14 protein-coding genes and 1 riboswitch are annotated in these 15,251 nt (G+C 63.4%); of the genes, 8 read left to right on the top strand and 6 right to left on the bottom strand.

From position 1 onward, the window contains the following. The 6 genes from EN949_RS23495 to EN949_RS23470 all read left to right on the top strand — a co-directional run. The coding region (locus EN949_RS23495; RefSeq protein WP_164782534.1) for an ATPase, T2SS/T4P/T4SS family at positions 1-775 on the top strand (775 nt) is incomplete at its 5' end. A 4-nt stretch (positions 776-779) separates the two neighbouring features. Continuing rightward, positions 780-1,745, top strand: coding sequence for a type II secretion system F family protein (locus tag EN949_RS23490; protein ID WP_027162569.1), 966 nt, complete (start codon positions 780-782; stop codon positions 1,743-1,745). Position 1,746: 1 nt separating this feature from the next. Next, entirely contained in the window at positions 1,747-2,709 is a 963-nt protein-coding gene (locus EN949_RS23485; protein WP_013531958.1) for a type II secretion system F family protein, read from the top strand. Between the two features lie 80 nt (positions 2,710-2,789). Further along, a complete protein-coding gene (locus EN949_RS23480) occupies positions 2,790-3,614 on the top strand; it encodes a hypothetical protein (RefSeq protein WP_013531957.1) in 825 nt (274 codons plus the stop codon). A 160-nt stretch (positions 3,615-3,774) separates the two neighbouring features. Further along, positions 3,775-4,245, top strand: a complete 471-nt coding sequence (locus EN949_RS23475; RefSeq protein WP_127371794.1) for a hypothetical protein — start codon at positions 3,775-3,777, stop codon at positions 4,243-4,245. A 160-nt stretch (positions 4,246-4,405) separates the two neighbouring features. Further along, positions 4,406-5,581: a GGDEF domain-containing protein gene (locus tag EN949_RS23470; protein WP_063167886.1), complete on the top strand. Its 1,176-nt coding sequence runs from the start codon at positions 4,406-4,408 to the stop codon at positions 5,579-5,581. 1 nt (position 5,582) lies between these two features. Here EN949_RS23470 and gcvP read toward each other — a convergent pair whose 3' ends face one another. Genes gcvP through gcvT form a run of 3 tightly spaced genes read right to left on the bottom strand, consistent with a single transcriptional unit; the run spans position 5,583 to position 9,885 of the window. Further along, entirely contained in the window at positions 5,583-8,393 is a 2,811-nt protein-coding gene (gene gcvP / locus EN949_RS23465) for an aminomethyl-transferring glycine dehydrogenase (RefSeq protein WP_063167887.1), read from the bottom strand. A 17-nt stretch (positions 8,394-8,410) separates the two neighbouring features. Next, complete coding sequence (gcvH, locus tag EN949_RS23460) at positions 8,411-8,779, bottom strand: glycine cleavage system protein GcvH (RefSeq protein ID WP_013531953.1); 369 nt, start codon at positions 8,777-8,779, stop codon at positions 8,411-8,413. Between the two features lie 5 nt (positions 8,780-8,784). Continuing rightward, complete coding sequence (gene gcvT, locus EN949_RS23455; RefSeq protein WP_063167888.1) at positions 8,785-9,885, bottom strand: glycine cleavage system aminomethyltransferase GcvT; 1,101 nt, start codon at positions 9,883-9,885, stop codon at positions 8,785-8,787. Positions 9,886-10,034: 149 nt separating this feature from the next. Beyond that, positions 10,035-10,121, bottom strand: a riboswitch (glycine riboswitch). A 244-nt stretch (positions 10,122-10,365) separates the two neighbouring features. On the opposite strand from gcvT, the gene EN949_RS23450 reads away from it, so the two are divergent. After that, complete coding sequence (locus EN949_RS23450; protein ID WP_063167889.1) at positions 10,366-11,367, top strand: hypothetical protein; 1,002 nt, start codon at positions 10,366-10,368, stop codon at positions 11,365-11,367. Positions 11,368-11,404: 37 nt separating this feature from the next. Here EN949_RS23450 and EN949_RS23445 read toward each other — a convergent pair whose 3' ends face one another. Together EN949_RS23445 and EN949_RS23440 are read right to left on the bottom strand one after the other, a co-directional pair. Beyond that, positions 11,405-12,133 carry a GntR family transcriptional regulator gene (locus tag EN949_RS23445; protein ID WP_024505339.1) on the bottom strand — a complete coding sequence of 243 codons (729 nt, stop codon included), beginning with the start codon at positions 12,131-12,133 and terminating at the stop codon, positions 11,405-11,407. A gap of 8 nt (positions 12,134-12,141) precedes the next feature. Next, the gene (locus tag EN949_RS23440; RefSeq protein WP_027162560.1) at positions 12,142-13,422 is read right to left on the bottom strand and encodes a D-amino acid dehydrogenase; all 1,281 of its coding nucleotides are present in this window, start codon (positions 13,420-13,422) and stop codon (positions 12,142-12,144) included. A gap of 221 nt (positions 13,423-13,643) precedes the next feature. Here EN949_RS23440 and EN949_RS23435 point away from each other — a divergent pair, with 221 nt between their 5' ends. Next, positions 13,644-14,441, top strand: a complete 798-nt coding sequence (locus EN949_RS23435; RefSeq protein ID WP_013531948.1) for an aspartate/glutamate racemase family protein — start codon at positions 13,644-13,646, stop codon at positions 14,439-14,441. A 31-nt stretch (positions 14,442-14,472) separates the two neighbouring features. Here EN949_RS23435 and EN949_RS23430 read toward each other — a convergent pair. Next, positions 14,473-15,251: molybdopterin-binding protein (locus tag EN949_RS23430; RefSeq protein WP_127371793.1), on the bottom strand; the 779-nt coding region annotated here is incomplete at its 5' end.

Genomic DNA, 15,251 nt, shown 5'->3' with positions numbered 1-15,251 from the left:
GAACAAGCTCGGCCTGCATAAACTGGTCGAATTCGGCGCCATCACCCAGAACATGGCCGAAGTGCTGGCGGCGGCCGTGCATGCCCGCCAGACGACGATCATTTCGGGCGGCACCGGCACCGGCAAGACGACCATGCTCAATGCACTGTCGGCCTTCATTCCGGAAGACGAGCGGCTGATCACCATCGAGGACGCGGCCGAGCTCCAGCTGCAGCAGCCGCATGTCGCGCGCATGGAAACACGTCCGGCCAACATCGAAGGCCATGGCGAGCTGAAGCAGCGCGACCTGGTCAAGAACGCACTGCGCATGCGCCCCGACCGCGTCATCCTCGGCGAATGCCGCGGCGAGGAGGCTTTCGACATGCTGCAGGCAATGAACACCGGCCACGAAGGGTCGATGGCGACCATCCATGCCAACACGCCGCGCGACGCCATTTCGCGGCTCGAGCAGATGCTTGGCATGACCGGCATGCCGATGACGGTGCAGTCGATCCGCAGCCAGATCGCCAGCGCGCTCGACCTGATCGTCCAACTGACGCGCCTGTCCGACGGCAAGCGCAAGGTGACCAGTGTCGCCGAGGTGACCGGCATGGAAGGCGATGTCATCCAGATGCAGGAGATCTTCCGCTTCGTGCGCACCGGCATGGAGGCCGACGGCAAGATTCTGGGCCACTACGAGGCGACCGGCATCCGGCCGCGCTTCCTCGAGGACCTGCGCGCCATGGGCATCGAGTTTCCCGGACGATATTTCGAACCCGGCCGGCCGCAGGAGTAGCCAAGTGTTCGATGGAATGAGCGCGATCTATGTCGTCTATGCCGCGGCCGCGCTGACCGGCATCCTGATCGCCGAGGCCTGTTACCTGCTTTATGCCGGCCGCAGCGACAAGCGCACCGCCATCAACCGGCGCATGAGGCTGCAGGAAAACAAGATCAGCCAGGAGCAGGTGCTCGTCCAACTGCGCAAGGAGCGCGGCCTTGACGCGGGCACGCCGCTGTTTTCGGCGGACCGGTTTCGCGCGCTGCGAACCCAGTCGGGCATGATCATGCCGCTGTCGAAATTCCTGATGATCACCTGCGGCGTGGCGATGGCGATGGCCCTGGTCGCCATCTGGTACGGCTTGCCGCCGCTGATGGGGTTCGTCCTGTTCGTGGTGCTCATGCCGCTATTGCCGGTGCTGACGCTGCGTTTCAAGCGCAAGCGCCGGCTGAAGCGGTTCGGCATGCAGTTGCCGGAGGCGCTGGAACTGATCACGCGTGGCCTGAAGGCCGGCCACCCGGTGCCGGTGGCGATCGCCATGGTGGCGCGCGAGATGCCCGACCCGATCGGCAGCGAGTTCGGCGTCATCGCCGACGAAGTGACCTACGGATCCGATCTGGTTTCGGCGTTGAACTCGCTGTTCGACCGGGTCGGCCAGGAGGATCTGCCGTTGTTCGTCACCGCCGTCTCGATCCAGACCAGTTCGGGCGGCAATCTGCGCGAGATCCTCGACGGCCTGGCGACGACGATTCGCGAGCGTGGCAAGCTGCGCCGCAAGGTGCGCGCCATTGCGACAGAAGGCCGGATGTCGGCCTACATTCTGACGGCCGTGCCGGCGTTGCTGTTTGCCGCCATCATGGCACTGATGCCGGGCTTCTACAGCGACGTCTGGGGCGAGCCGAAGACCTGGTATCTGCTTGGCGCGTCGATCACCTGGCTGATGCTGGGCAATCTGATGATGTTCAAGATGTCGAATTTCAAGTTCTGACATGCAGGGCTTCATCGAATTCCTCGCCTCGCTTGCGCCGACCTCATTGATGCCGGTGGCCATACTGCTGCTGGCGGTGGGTGCTGCCGCTGTTGCCTGGCCTGTTGTCATGGCGAAGGGCGATCGCAACGAGGTCATGCGCCGGCTCAGGGTCGACAACGGTCCCGTGGCCGCCAAACCGGAGCCGGTGCAAAAGAAGAATACCGGCATCGTGCGCGAGAAGGCGGTGAAGCGGGCGCAGGAATTCTACGCCAGGAGCGATCCGGAAAATGTCGCGCGGCTGCGCATGAAGCTTATCCAGGCGGGCTACATGGAGCCGCGCGCTGTCGGTACGTTCTTCCTGATCCGGTTCACCGCGATGATCGGCACGGCAATCGGTGTGTTTGTGCTCAACCGCTGGATGGCCAGTCCGGACGCAACGATGGCCAGCCGCTGGACATTCGTCATCCTGTCGGGCGCGGCCGGTTATTTCCTGCCCGGCCTGGTGCTGAGCCAGAAAGTGCGGGAACGCAGGCGTGAGTACCGCAACGGGTTTCCCGATTTCATGGACCTGATGATTGTCTGCTCGGATGCCGGCATGAGCATGGAGGCAGGCATAGAGCGCGTCTCCAAGGAACTCGCCAAGACTTATCCCGCGCTCAGCCAGAACCTGCAGCTGGTGTCGCTGGAGCTGAGGGCCGGGCGCAGCCTCGACGATGCGCTGAAGGCGCTCGCCGATCGCCTCAGCCTGGACGAGGTGCGTTCCTTCGCCACGCTGCTGCAGCAGTCCAAGGAACTCGGCACCAGCCTGTCGGGGGCGCTGCGCGTCTTCTCCGACGACATGCGCCATAAGCGTATGTCGTTGGCCGAGGAAAAGGCGCACGCTCTGCCTGCCAAGATGTCGGTGCCCGTGGTTGTGTGCATCCTGCCGGTGGTGCTGATGATCGCGGCCATTCCAGTCATCGTCAAAATGACGGCGCACTAGCGAGCGCTCCACAAAAGCCCTAGCAAGGGGCTGACAAACCATTGTTCTGACCGAACCCGGCTTTGCAGGTGAGAAAGTCCATGCTGCTGCGCACCCTCTTCCTTGGCCTTGCCGCGGCCAGCCTGTCGCCCGCCTGGGCCGTGGCCGGCGATTGCGGCGATGCCGCCGCCTTGGTGCAGCAGGCCTATCCCAAAGCTCGAAAGAGCGCCGACGGCACCTCGTTCACGCTCGAACCCCACACCAGCATTGCCCTGACATTCGCGTATGGCGATCCGCCAGGGCTGGCTTGCAAGATCTGGCCCGCCCATGACGACCTGCTGTTGGTCGCAGTGCCGCTGATGGACGGGTCCCAACCCAGCGACTACGCGCATGCCGGCGATATCGAGCTTTTGATTGTCGACAGGAAGAGCCGGCAGGTGCGCCAGCGCCTGCTCCAGCCCGGGCTGATGAATGATGATGCCATCGCCATCCGCCAGGTGGAGCTTGATACCGGCCGCTATGCGCTGGCGCCCGATGTTACTGCCTTTGGCCTGCGCATCGAAATGGCAAACAATTCGCTGCCTAATCCGTTCAGTGAAACCGACCTGCGGCTCTATGCCGTCGATGGCGATTCCCTGAGGATGGTGCTCGATGGCCTGGTCGTGGCCGGCAATGGCGGCGAGGGTGATACCAATTGCGCCGGATCCTTCCATACCAGTCGGGTTAGCCTGGCGATGAGCCCGGCCAAACATCATGGCTACCACGACATAACGGTGGTCGAGCGAATGGATACCGACAATCCGTTGCCCGACAAGGATGGCGAGTGCCAGTCCCATCCCGGCAAGTCCGTGAGCCAAACCTACCGGCTGCGCTATGACGGCAGCCGGTATACGGCTCCTGCGGGGCTCAAAGCCCTGGAGCCGTGAGGACGCCGCTGGCTGCGACTGAAGCACCGCGGCCTGGTGGTTAATGGCTGGTGTGCCCGAAGCCGAATTTTGGCGGCGTTTCGGCACCGAAGTTTAATCGCCGCTGATATATTGTGTTTCCTGAAGAACGACCCGGCAAATCGGGCGATGAGGCAGGGGCATGCGTCACAATAATTTCCCGGCAATGGCCACGATGGCGGCCGTCTTGATGGTGTCTGGCTGTTCGACGAGTGGCGTCGACACCACCAAGACCACCGCCATCCAACCGGCGGCTAAAGACACCGAAACCTCCGATCTGGCGCAAGGCAAGGCGCAGTTTCGCGACGCCAATTACGGCCTCGCCGAAAAGCACTTCCGCAAGGCCGTCGAGTTGAAGGCCGACAATGCGGAGGCCTGGATGGGGCTCGCGGCTTCCTATGATGAACTCGGCCGCTTCGACTTCGCCGACCGTGCCTACGGCCAGCTTCTGAAAGTCGCCGGTCGCAGGCCGCAGATCGTCAACAATATGGGTTATTCGCAACTGCTGCGCGGCAATCGCAAGAAGGCCAAGGCGCTGCTGCTCGAAGCGAAGGCCGGCATGGCCGATCCCACCGTCGTCAACGCCAACCTCGCTCTCCTGAACAAGGGTTGATCTCGCGTCCAATGGTCCGGTTTCGGGACACGTGCCATCGACGCTTTGTAAACCCTATCTGCAGGTTGCATCGATGGATCGCCTGAAAATCCGTATCTGGGGGCAGCCGCTGACCTAGAATGCAGCGCAACCGCCGACGCTCGAGAGGCCCTTGCCCGATATGCTGGACTTCAGTTCGCTCCTGCTCGCAGCCGCGCTGTCGGGCATATGCCTCAGCGTCACCATGTTTGCGATCTGGTTCACCGCACCCAAGGCAGGTTTCGTGCTGACGGTGGCGTGCGGAATTCTGGTGCTCGTCGCGCATGTGATCCTGTTCTGGCGGTACACCAAGGACCCCGATCCGCTGCTTTGCCAGATCGTGCTTGCGCTGCTCAGCCTGGGGTTCCTGATCCTCTGCTTGTCGGCCATGCAATATCTCGGCGTGCCCGGCTACAGGCGCGCCGTTGCACCGGCGCTTGCCGCCATGACTATCTGTGCCGCTGTCACTTTCCTTGGCTTTGACGGCGTTGGCTTCATCATCACCTACACCACGGTGACGGCGCTGCTGTCGGCGATCGGCGCCATGTTCTGGATCAACGGCAGTCACGATCGCCGCATCCTGCTGGTGGTTTCGTTTCTGAGCGGCACCTGCGCGATGTCGTTTGCGCTTTGCGGCGTGGTTCTGCTGACCAAGGGGCAATGGACGCTCGCGATTGCGCCCGACAATTGGGCCGAACGATTGAATTCCGTCGTGGCGGTGGCCTGCATGACCGGGCTCGGAGCATTGACGCTCTCCCTCCATCATCTGCAGGCGCAGATCGAGCTCAAGGCCGAGACCATGACCGACCCGCTGACAGGGTTGCTGAACCGCCGGGCATTGACGTCGCTTTACGGCGAGCGGAGTTTCGGTCCATTCATGTCTATCGTCATGTTCGACCTCGACCACTTCAAGCGGACGAACGATGTCTACGGTCACCCGGTTGGGGATCAGGTCTTGTGCCGTTTTGCCGCCGTCATCAAGAAATATGCCCGGCCCGGCGTCGACGCTTTTCGCCTTGGCGGCGAGGAGTTCGCAGTCGTCATGTCGCGGATGACGGACGAAAAGGCCTACGATCTCGCCAGCAAGATCGGCGTGGCTTTCGGCGCCGAAATCGTCCCCACCCAGCTCGGCAAATTGCGCAGCACGGTCAGCGGCGGCATCGGCTTTGGCGAGGCAAGCGGCAGCAGCCTCGACAACGTGCTCACCGAGGCAGACGCGGCGCTCTATGCCGCCAAACGCGCCGGACGAAATTGCGTCATCAGCCGCAAGAGGATGGGCAAGGCCGAGCCGATCAAGCCGGCCTTGCGCTCAGCGTAAATTACTCCGCGGCCCCCAGATAGTCGGACAGCGGCGGGCACGAGCAGACCAGGTTGCGGTCGCCGGCGACATTGTCGATGCGTGACACCGGAGGCCAGTACTTGGCTGCCGTGTCGGCGTCGCCGGCCGGATAGGCCGCTTCCAGGCGCGAGTAGGGATGGTTCCACTGGCCGGCCAGCGCCTCGGCGGCGGTGTGCGGCGCGTTGACCAGCGGATTGTCGGCCAAAGGCCATTCGCCCCTGGCGACTTTTGCTGCCTCTGCCGATATCGCGATCATGGCCTCGCAGAAGCGGTCGATTTCCCGCTTGGGCTCGGACTCGGTCGGCTCCACCATCAGCGTGCCGGCGACCGGGAAGGACATGGTCGGCGCGTGAAAACCATAATCGATCAGCCGCTTGGCGACATCGTCGACACTGATGCCTGCACTCTCCTTGAGCACACGGGTGTCGAGGATGCATTCATGCGCGACGCGTCCCTGCCTGCCCTTGTAGAGCACCGGGAAATGCGCACCGAGCCGCGTTGCGATGTAGTTGGCGGAAAGGATCGCTGTTTCGGTCGCCTGCTTCAGGCCCGAGGCGCCCATCATGCGGATATACATCCAGGTGATCGGCAGGATCGAGGCGCTGCCGAAGGGGGCGGCGGAGACGGCGTGCGCCGAGCCTTCGGTGACATGGCCGGGCAAATACGGCTTCAAATGCGCCTTGACGCCGATCGGCCCGATGCCGGGTCCGCCGCCGCCATGCGGAATGCAGAAGGTCTTGTGCAGGTTCATATGGCAGACATCGGCGCCGATGTCGCCGGGACGGGCAAGCCCGACCAGCGCGTTGAGGTTGGCACCGTCGAAATAGACCTGGCCGCCATGCTCATGGATCAGCGCGCAGAGATCGCGTGCGCCTTCCTCGAACACGCCATGCGTCGAGGGATAGGTGAACATCAGCGCTGCGAGATTTTGCGCATGCTCAGTCGCCTTGGCCTTCATGTCGTCCATGTCGATGTTACCGTCTTCGGTGCAGCGCACGACGACGACGTTCATGCCAGCCATCGCCGCGCTCGCGGGATTGGTGCCATGCGCCGAGGAGGGGATCAGGCAGACGGTGCGGTGGTTGTCGCCGCGAGAGCGGTGATAGCCGCGGATGGCGAGCAGTCCGGCATATTCGCCCTGGCTGCCGGCATTGGGCTGCAATGTGACGGCGTCGAAGCCGGTGATCTCCGACAGCCAGCCCTCCAGCTCGCCGATCATGGCGCGGTAGCCTGCCGAGTGCGCGGCCGGGGCGAAAGGGTGCAGATTGGCAATGCTCGGCCAGCTCACCGGCATCATCTCGGCGGCGGCGTTGAGCTTCATGGTGCAGGATCCCAGCGGGATCATGGCGCGGTCGAGCGCCAGGTCCTTGTCGGCCAGCCGGCGCAGGAAGCGCATCATCTCGGTTTCCGACTTGTTTTCGTGGAAAACAGGCTGGGTCAGGAACTCCTTGCCGCGCGGCTTGCCGGGCACCGTGCTGTCGGCGGAGGCGCCAGCCTTGGCGCCGAACAGGGCCGCGATTGCGTCGAGATCGGCCTCGGTGGAGGTTTCGTCGAAGGCGATGCCGATGTGGTCGGCATCGACGGCACGCAGCAATCTGCCGCCCTTTTCAGCGGCGGCGGCGATCGAAGCTGCCTTGCCCTTCACCTCGGCCGTCACCGTGTCGAAGCGGCTTGAACCGAGCACGGAGATGTTTGCTGCTTTGAGCCCGGCGGCAAGACGATTGGCCAGCGTGTGGATGCGCCCGGCAATCGCCTGCAGCCCGGCGGGGCCGTGCCAGATGGCATAGGCGGTCGCCATATTGGCGAGCAGCGCCTGCGCGGTGCAGATGTTGGAGGTCGCCTTGTCGCGGCGGATATGCTGCTCACGCGTCTGCAAGGCAAGCCGGTATCCGGGCCGGCCCTTGCTGTCGGTGGACTGGCCGACCAGGCGGCCAGGCATCAGCCGCGTCAGCCTGTCGGAGACGGCGCAATAGGCCGCGTGCGGGCCGCCAAAGCCCATCGGCACGCCAAAGCGCTGCATCGGGCCGACTGCGATGTCGGCGCCAAGCTTGGCCGGCGCGTCGGTCAGCGTCAGGCCGAGCGGGTCGGCGATGAAGACGACGAGAGCGCCGGTCGCGTGTGCCTTGTCGATCGCTGCCTTGTGGTCGCCATAGACGCCAAATGTATCCGGCCAGGAGACAAGCAGGGCGGCGGTGTTGTCGTCGATCGTCTCGCCATCGATCTCGATGCCGAGCGGCTCGGCGCGGGTGCGCACCACGTCCAGCGTCTGCGGGTGCGGCGTGCCGGCAAGTGCTACCTTGGTGCGCTTGTCGCGGTGATGGCGCAGTGCAATGCCGACCGCCTCGGCCACGGCGGTTGCTTCATCCAGCAGCGACGCCGATGCCACCGGCAGGCCGGTCAGTTCGGTGACCAGGGTCTGGAAGTTGAACAGCATTTCCAGCCGGCCCTGGCTGATCTCGGCCTGATAGGGCGTGTAGGCCGTATACCAGGCCGGGTTCTCGAACAGATTGCGCTGGATAACCGGCGGCACATGGACGCCGTGATAACCGGCGCCGATGAAGCTCTTCAGCACCGTATTCCCGGCCATGACAGCCGAAAGCTCAGCCAGCGCTTCCGCCTCGCTCGCTGGTGCCGGCAGGGCAAGCGGCCGATCGAGCCGGATCGACTTCGGGACGGACTGGCTGATCAGCGTCTCGATCGAGGGCACGCCGATGGCGGCCAGCATGGCTCTGGTATCGTTGAGGCCGGGACCGATATGGCGGGCCGAGAAGGGGTAGGGTGCTGCGGTCATCTCAATAAGTCCTGATATCAACCGATATGGGCTTTGTAGGCGGCCTCATCCATGAGACCGGCGAGCTGGCTTTCGTCGGCAAGCTTCATCTTCCACAGCCAGCCGGCCCCTGTTGCGGCCGAATTGACCAGTGACGGATCCGACGACAGCGTGCCGTTGGCCTCGGTGATCTCGCCGTCGACTGGTGCATAGACATCGGACGCCGCCTTGACGGATTCGACCACGACGGCGGTGTCGCCCTTGGTCAATTTCTTTCCCGTCTCCGGCAGTTCGACGAAGACGAGGTCGCCGAGCTGCTCCTGCGCGTAATCAGTGATGCCGACCGTGGCGATGCCGCCCTCGACGCGGAGCCACTCGTGATCTGATGTGAAATAGGTCGTTGCCATTGAGATCATCCTTTTCGGTAGCGATGCGGTGTGAAGGGCAGGGAGCTGATATCGACTGGGATTTTCGTGCCGCGCACATCGGCGAAAACCCGAATTCCGGGCTTTGCCAGAGGTGTCGAGACATAGCCCATGGCGACCGGATGGCCGGCCGAGGGGCCGAAGCCGCCCGACGTGACATGGCCGGCCGGGTTGCCGTCGGCGTCGAAGAGCGCGGCACCGCCACGCACCGGCTGGCGGCCTTCCGGCTTCAAACCGACGCGCTTTTGCGCGGGTCCTCGTTCCACCGCGGCGCGGAGCGCATCGGCGCCGATGAAAGTGCCGGAAGCGCGGATGTCCTTTGGAATTGCCCACATCAAGGCGGCGCTGGCCGGGTCGGTTTCCGGTGTGATGTCCTGGCCATGCAGGCAGAGACCGGCCTCCAGGCGCAGGCTGTCGCGCGCAGCCAGGCCGATCCACAGCACGCGCTCGTCTCCGAGCAGCTTCGCGACGAGGTCGCGTGCATCGGCCTCCGGCAAGCCGATCTCGAACCCGTCCTCGCCGGTATAGCCCGACCGGCTCATGAACCAGTTCTTGCGCGGTTCGACCCCATGCATGAACAGCAGCGAGCCGGTCTCGATGCCGGCGCGGGAAAGGGCGGCCCAGGCTTCAGGACCCTGGATGGCCAGGAAGACGCGGTCGAGCGGCTCGATCCTGGCGTCGAAATCCGCGGCAAGTGCACGCAAATGCTTTTCGTCGGCTACGGCGTTGCCGGCATTGGCGACCACCATGAACCTGGCATCGCTAAGCCTGGTGACGATCAGGTCGTCGAGGATGCCGCCTGCTTCGTTGAGGAAAAAGGACAGTTTGGATTGCGAGATTTCGAGCGCGCCGGCATCCAGTGGGCAAGCACGGTTGAGCAGTGCCGCCGCTTCCGGTCCGCTGACCTCGAACAGCTTCATGTGCGAGATGTCGAACAGGCCGGCCTGCTCGCGGGTGTGAAGGTGTTCCTTCATGACGCCGGCCGGATAGGTCAGCGGCATCGACCAGCCGGCAAAGGCGCCGAAGCGCGCACCGGCGGCCATATGGATATCTTCAAGGGGAAGGTGTTTTGTGTCGTCGCCCGCCATGTCGTCTCCAGAGTCGCACGCAATCGGTCGCGAATGGCGACCAGTCCGTGCCCCTCTGTCTGAAGCCTGAGAGACTCGCGCAGCCGGAACTCTGTCAGCGGCGCTTACACCTTCGGCGCGGGGGCAAGCCCCGACTTTCCAGAGTGTCTTTCCCGTCTACGGTTCTTTTGCCTGAGAGATTTCGGGCGATTTCCCCTTCGGCGACAGCTCTCGCTGTTCTCTCCCGCAAACAGGTAGGACTCAAGACCCTGAGTCCTCGACGCGCCATCCATAGCTTGCGCGCGACGGCTTGTCACCTGTCAGCAACATCTAAAGCGCGTGCATGTCGTTCTTCAAACCGCGGCACGCTGTCAGGCGACATGCGTTGGCGACAAGTCTTCACTAACCACGCCGTTTGCCGGTTTTTCAAGACACTGCTGATATGTTGGCTTGTGTGACGCTATGGGGCCGGCGCTTGGCGACGGCGGACGGGGACGACAAATGGGCGAATTGATCATGAGCGCGCCGGTGGCCGGGCTGACCTCGAAAAGCCGCATCGCCGCGGAGGACGTGGCGATGTTGCGCCATGAAGTGTTCGGCGACGGCGTCGTGACGCGTGGCGAGGCCGAGGCGCTGTTCGCGCTCGATGCCACGGCGAAGGACAAATGCCAGGAATGGCCGCCCTTCTTCATTGAGGCGGTCACCGACTATATCGTCCACCAGGAAAAGCCATCGGGCTATATCTCGCAGGACAATGCCGACTGGCTGATCCGCACGATCTCGCGCGACGGCATGGTCGACAGCCGGACCGAACTCGAATTGCTGGTGCATGTGCTGGAACAGGCGAAATCGTCGCCGGCCCAGCTTTGTGTGTATGCGCTGGAGCAGGTGGCGCATGCCGTCATTGACGGCAAGGGGCCGCTGATGCTCGGCGGCGCGCTGGCTCCGGGCCTCGTCGCGCAGGCGGAGGTCGAGCTTTTGCGCCGGATACTCCATGCCCATGGCGGCGACGGCAACATCGCCATCACGCGCGCCGAGGCCGAGGTGCTGCTCAAGATCAACGAGCGGACTGCTCAAGGACAAAACGATCCGTCCTGGAACGAGCTGTTCGTCAAGGCGATCGCCAATTTCGTCATGTGCTCGGCCGGCTACGAAGCACCGACGCGCGACGTGGCGCTGCGCCATGACGCCTTCCTCGAACATGCCGATCCGGAAATCGGCGGCTTCTTCAGCCGCATGATCTCCGGCGGGCTTGCCGGCATCATGGAGGCCTACCGATCTCCTGGCGACATCGAAGCCGAATGGGAAGCCAAGAACAGGGCGGCCGAGGCCCTGGCCCGCCGTGCCGAGACGATCGATGCCGGCGAAGCCGGCTGGCTGATCGAACATATCGGCGTCGACAGGCCACTTTACGAGAACGAACGCGCGCTGCTGACCCTGATCAAGCACGCCTCGCCGGAAATTCACCCGGCGCTCAGGCCGCTGCTCGACAAGGTTGCCTGACCGGCCAGGGATTGCTTAATCGGATCCGGGATGCTGGTCAGATCTGATCGACGTCGACGTATATCCGGGCCAGGCCTTCCCGGACGGTCGACATGGCATCGGCGACACTGATGTCGATGTGGTCATGCATGAGCCTTGCGGCCGTGTCGGCATCGCGGGTTACCATGGCTCGGGCGATTTCGCTGTGTTCGGTGTAGGTTGTCGACAGTCGCCGGTGCTTCTCCACTTCGATCTTGCGAACGAAATGGATGCGCGTGTTGATGCCTTCGAGCATGCGCGCCAGTTCGGGATTGCCTGACAGCCTGGCGATGCGGATGTGAAACTCCTCGTCCCTGGCGGTCAGCTCGGCGCTGGAAAACGAGTCGGCGCGCGCCATGGTGAGCGTCCACCAGTCGACGAGCGCGGCGAGCTCTTCATTGGTCGCGCGCTGGATCGCCAGCCTGACGGAGCGCTCCTCAAGCACCGCCCGCACGTCGGAAAGATTGACGACCTCGTCGACATCGAAGCCGCGGCAAAAGAAGCCGCGATTGGTCTGGAAGGTGATGAGTTCCTCCGTGACCAGCCGCTGGAGGGCCTCCCTGATCGGGCTGCGGCTGACATTCAGCCTCGCGGCAAGCGCCACTTCGTTGATGCGCTCGTTCGGCTTGAAGCGATAGTCCATCGCCATGCGACGGATCTCTTCATAGACGCGCGGGCCGGTCTTGATCGGCTTGGATGCCAACGCCGCATCGTCGTCCTGGTTGCTGTGCCTGGTGGGTCGGAGCATGGCGTCGGTCAAGCCTTTGCGGCGCTTGGTTCGGCGAACCGCGCCTGTGTGGGAAGGATACCGTCGAGGGCGATCGGCGCAGCCCGGCCGGCGATCAGGTCGGCGACGATGCGGGCCGATCCATGCGCCATCGTCCATCCAATATGGCCGTGGCCGGTGTTCAGCCAGAGGTTCTTGATGTTGCGCAGGCCGAGGATCGGCAGATTGTCGGGCGTCATGGGTCTCAGGCAGGCCCGCATTTCGGCGCGATCATAGGCGATACCGCGCGGGAACAGGTCCTGCGTGACGCGCTTCATGAAGGCGAAATCCGAAGGCTTGTGGCTGCGATCATAGCCCGCGAATTCCGCGGTGGCGGTGACGCGGATGCGATCGCCCATCGGCGTGATGGCAACGAGATTGTGCTCATCGATGACGGGGAGTTTTGGAGCCAGCGCCGGGTCGACGATGGGAATGGTCAGGGAATATCCTTTGACCGGATAGATCGGCAAACCAAGGCCGATCTTGCGGGCGAGGATCGGGCTTTCGGCGCCGAGACACAGAACGTAGGTGTCGGCCAGAAATTCTCCCTTGTCGGTGACGACCCGGATGATCGCGTCATTCCTGCGTTCGATCCCGACGATCCTCGTGCTTGTCAGGATCTTGCCGCCCCTCGTTTCGACGATGGCCGCCAGCGCGCGCGTGAACTTGGCGGCGTCGCCGGTTTCATCGGTTGGACACATTATGCCGCCGGCAATGCTGCCGCGCGACGAAGCCAGCGCCGGCTCGCGGTCAATGATTTCCTGTGCGTCGACAATGCGGATCTCCTGGCCGTCGGCCTCCAGCAGGCGCATGTTGGCGACGCCCTTGTCGAGCGCCTGACGGCTGCGGTGGAAGTAAAGGATGCCGGCCGAGGTCCTGTCGTATTGGATCGATTCCTCCCTGACGACCGCCTGCAGGACCGATTGGGAATGGACCGCAAGCCGATGTTTGAGGAGGGTGTTGCGACGCGCTTTGGCGGCCGTGCATTCCCTGAGGAAGCGCAGCGACCAGCTGTAGAGATGCGGGTCGGCGGAAAGTTTGAAGCGAAGCGCCTGGTCTTTCAGGAACAGCGACTTCAGCAGGATTTTTGGCGCGGCTGGTGATGACCAGACGAAGGAGTGACCGGGCGCGATCATGCCTGCATTTGCCCAGCTCGCGCCCTCGGCCACCTGCGGTGCCTGCTCGAGAACAGTGACCGCGTGGCCGTCCTTTTGCAACTGATAAGCGGTGGTGATCCCGACCACGCCGCCGCCCAAGATCAATACGCGCATTGCTGTCCCGAAGGGCTGTGTTCCTATTGTCGACAATTCAATAGGAAGACGCCGATCCCTGTCAACGGTGAATGGGTCGGCGACGGACAAGCGATCCGCGCAAGCGCAAAATTCAGGCGTTTACCGGTTCCCAGGATCTGCACAGAGCCCTTGACAGTTTCGGCAATATCGCCGTTTCTATTGTCGACAATTCTGATTGGCATCAGGGAGGGGACTGCGCCATGGACGCCCCGGTTAGCCGCGCCGACGACACGCTTGTCCTCGACAAGGAACACATTCCCTTCAAGACCGATGACGGTATCGGCACGCGCGCCAATCTCGGCCTGCTCGTGCTGCGGACCGACCAGACCATCGAGGATGAATTCCGGTATGCGCTGCCCGCGCGCGACATCGCGCTGTACGAGGCGCGGCTCTACAGCGATGTCGAGATCACACCGGAAAACCTGATGAAAATGTCGGCGGTAATCCCGGCAACGGTGGGACTCTTGCCCGACGTCAAGTTCGATGTGATCGGCTTTGCCTGCACGTCGGGAGCGCTGGTCATCGGCGAGGATAAGGTTGCCGAGCGCGTTCACGAGGTGCTGCCTGGTGTGCAGGTGACCAATCCGGTGACCGCGGCACGCGCCGCGCTGAAGGCCCTGGGGGTCTCGAGGATCGCGCTGCTCACCCCTTACTTGGCGAAAATCAATCATTCGCTGCGGGCATCGCTGATGGCGCGGGGGATGGATATTCCGGTCATGGGCTCCTTCAACGAGGCGGACGACAATGTCGTTGCACGCATCACGCCGGCATCGGTCAAGCAGGCCATCTTGGAAATCGGTGCGTCGAGCGACTGTGATGCGGTGTTCGTTTCCTGCACCAGCATGCGCGTTGCCCGCATCATCGAGGAGGTCGAGAAGGAGTTGGGGAAACCGGTCACCTCCAGCAACCATGCACTTGCCTGGCATATGCTGCGGCTTGGCGGCATTGGCGAGCAGATTGCCGGAAAAGGCGAGCTGTTTCGCCGCTCGCTAGGCTAGCATCTTCAGCGCCGGATTTGCGGTGTGCAGCTCAGATCCCGCCGTACCAGTCATAGCCATTGTCTTCCCAATAGCCGCCCCTGCCACCGCCGACATCGGCAAAGCCGTCGACCAGTTCGATCTTGTAGAGATATTTCGGCATCTTGTAGCCGAGCTGGCGCTCGACGCGAACCCGCAGCGGCGCGCCGTTCTCGACCGGCAGCGGCTTGCCGTTCAGGCCGTAGGCGAGGATCGTCTGCGGGTGACGGGCATCGATGAGGTCGATGGTGCCGTAATATTTGATGTCGCCCGACAGGCTGCGGTCGATCGTGTCGAGGCAATGGAACATGACATAGCGCGCCTGCGGTTTGACCACCGCCTGGTCCAGCACCAGCGACAGCGGCGTGCCGGTCCATTTGGCTATGCAGCTCCAGCCTTCGACGCAGTCATGGCGGGTGATCTGGGTGCGGCTTGGCATGTTCTGGAGCTGCTCGCGGCTGAGCGACAGCGGCTTTTCGACAAGACCCGTCACTTCCAGACGCCAGTCGGCGAAATTGTTGGCGAGCAGGCCCTTGTAGACGTCGTCATCGGGAGCGGTGACGCCGTTCGGCCGCTGCGGCTGGCGGATATCGGCCTCGGTGAATTCCGGCGCCAGCGCACCGCGTCCGGCGAGCAGGCGTTGCGCCCGGTATGTCAGGCCATTGGCGTTTTCGAGGAAACTGCGCAGGCCGCTGCCGACGCTTAGCTGGCTGTCAAAGGCGTCGCAGCCCGACAGCATGATACCGGAAGCGCCAAGGCCGGCAGCGGCCTGCGCAGTTTCCTCGAAAACGC

It is taken from the genome of Mesorhizobium sp. M7A.F.Ca.US.007.01.2.1 (assembly GCF_003998165.1).
Taxonomy (GTDB): domain Bacteria; phylum Pseudomonadota; class Alphaproteobacteria; order Rhizobiales; family Rhizobiaceae; genus Mesorhizobium; species Mesorhizobium ciceri.
The sequence above is the reverse complement of the archived record's forward strand: the minus strand, read 5'-3'. Positions and strand labels throughout refer to the sequence as shown.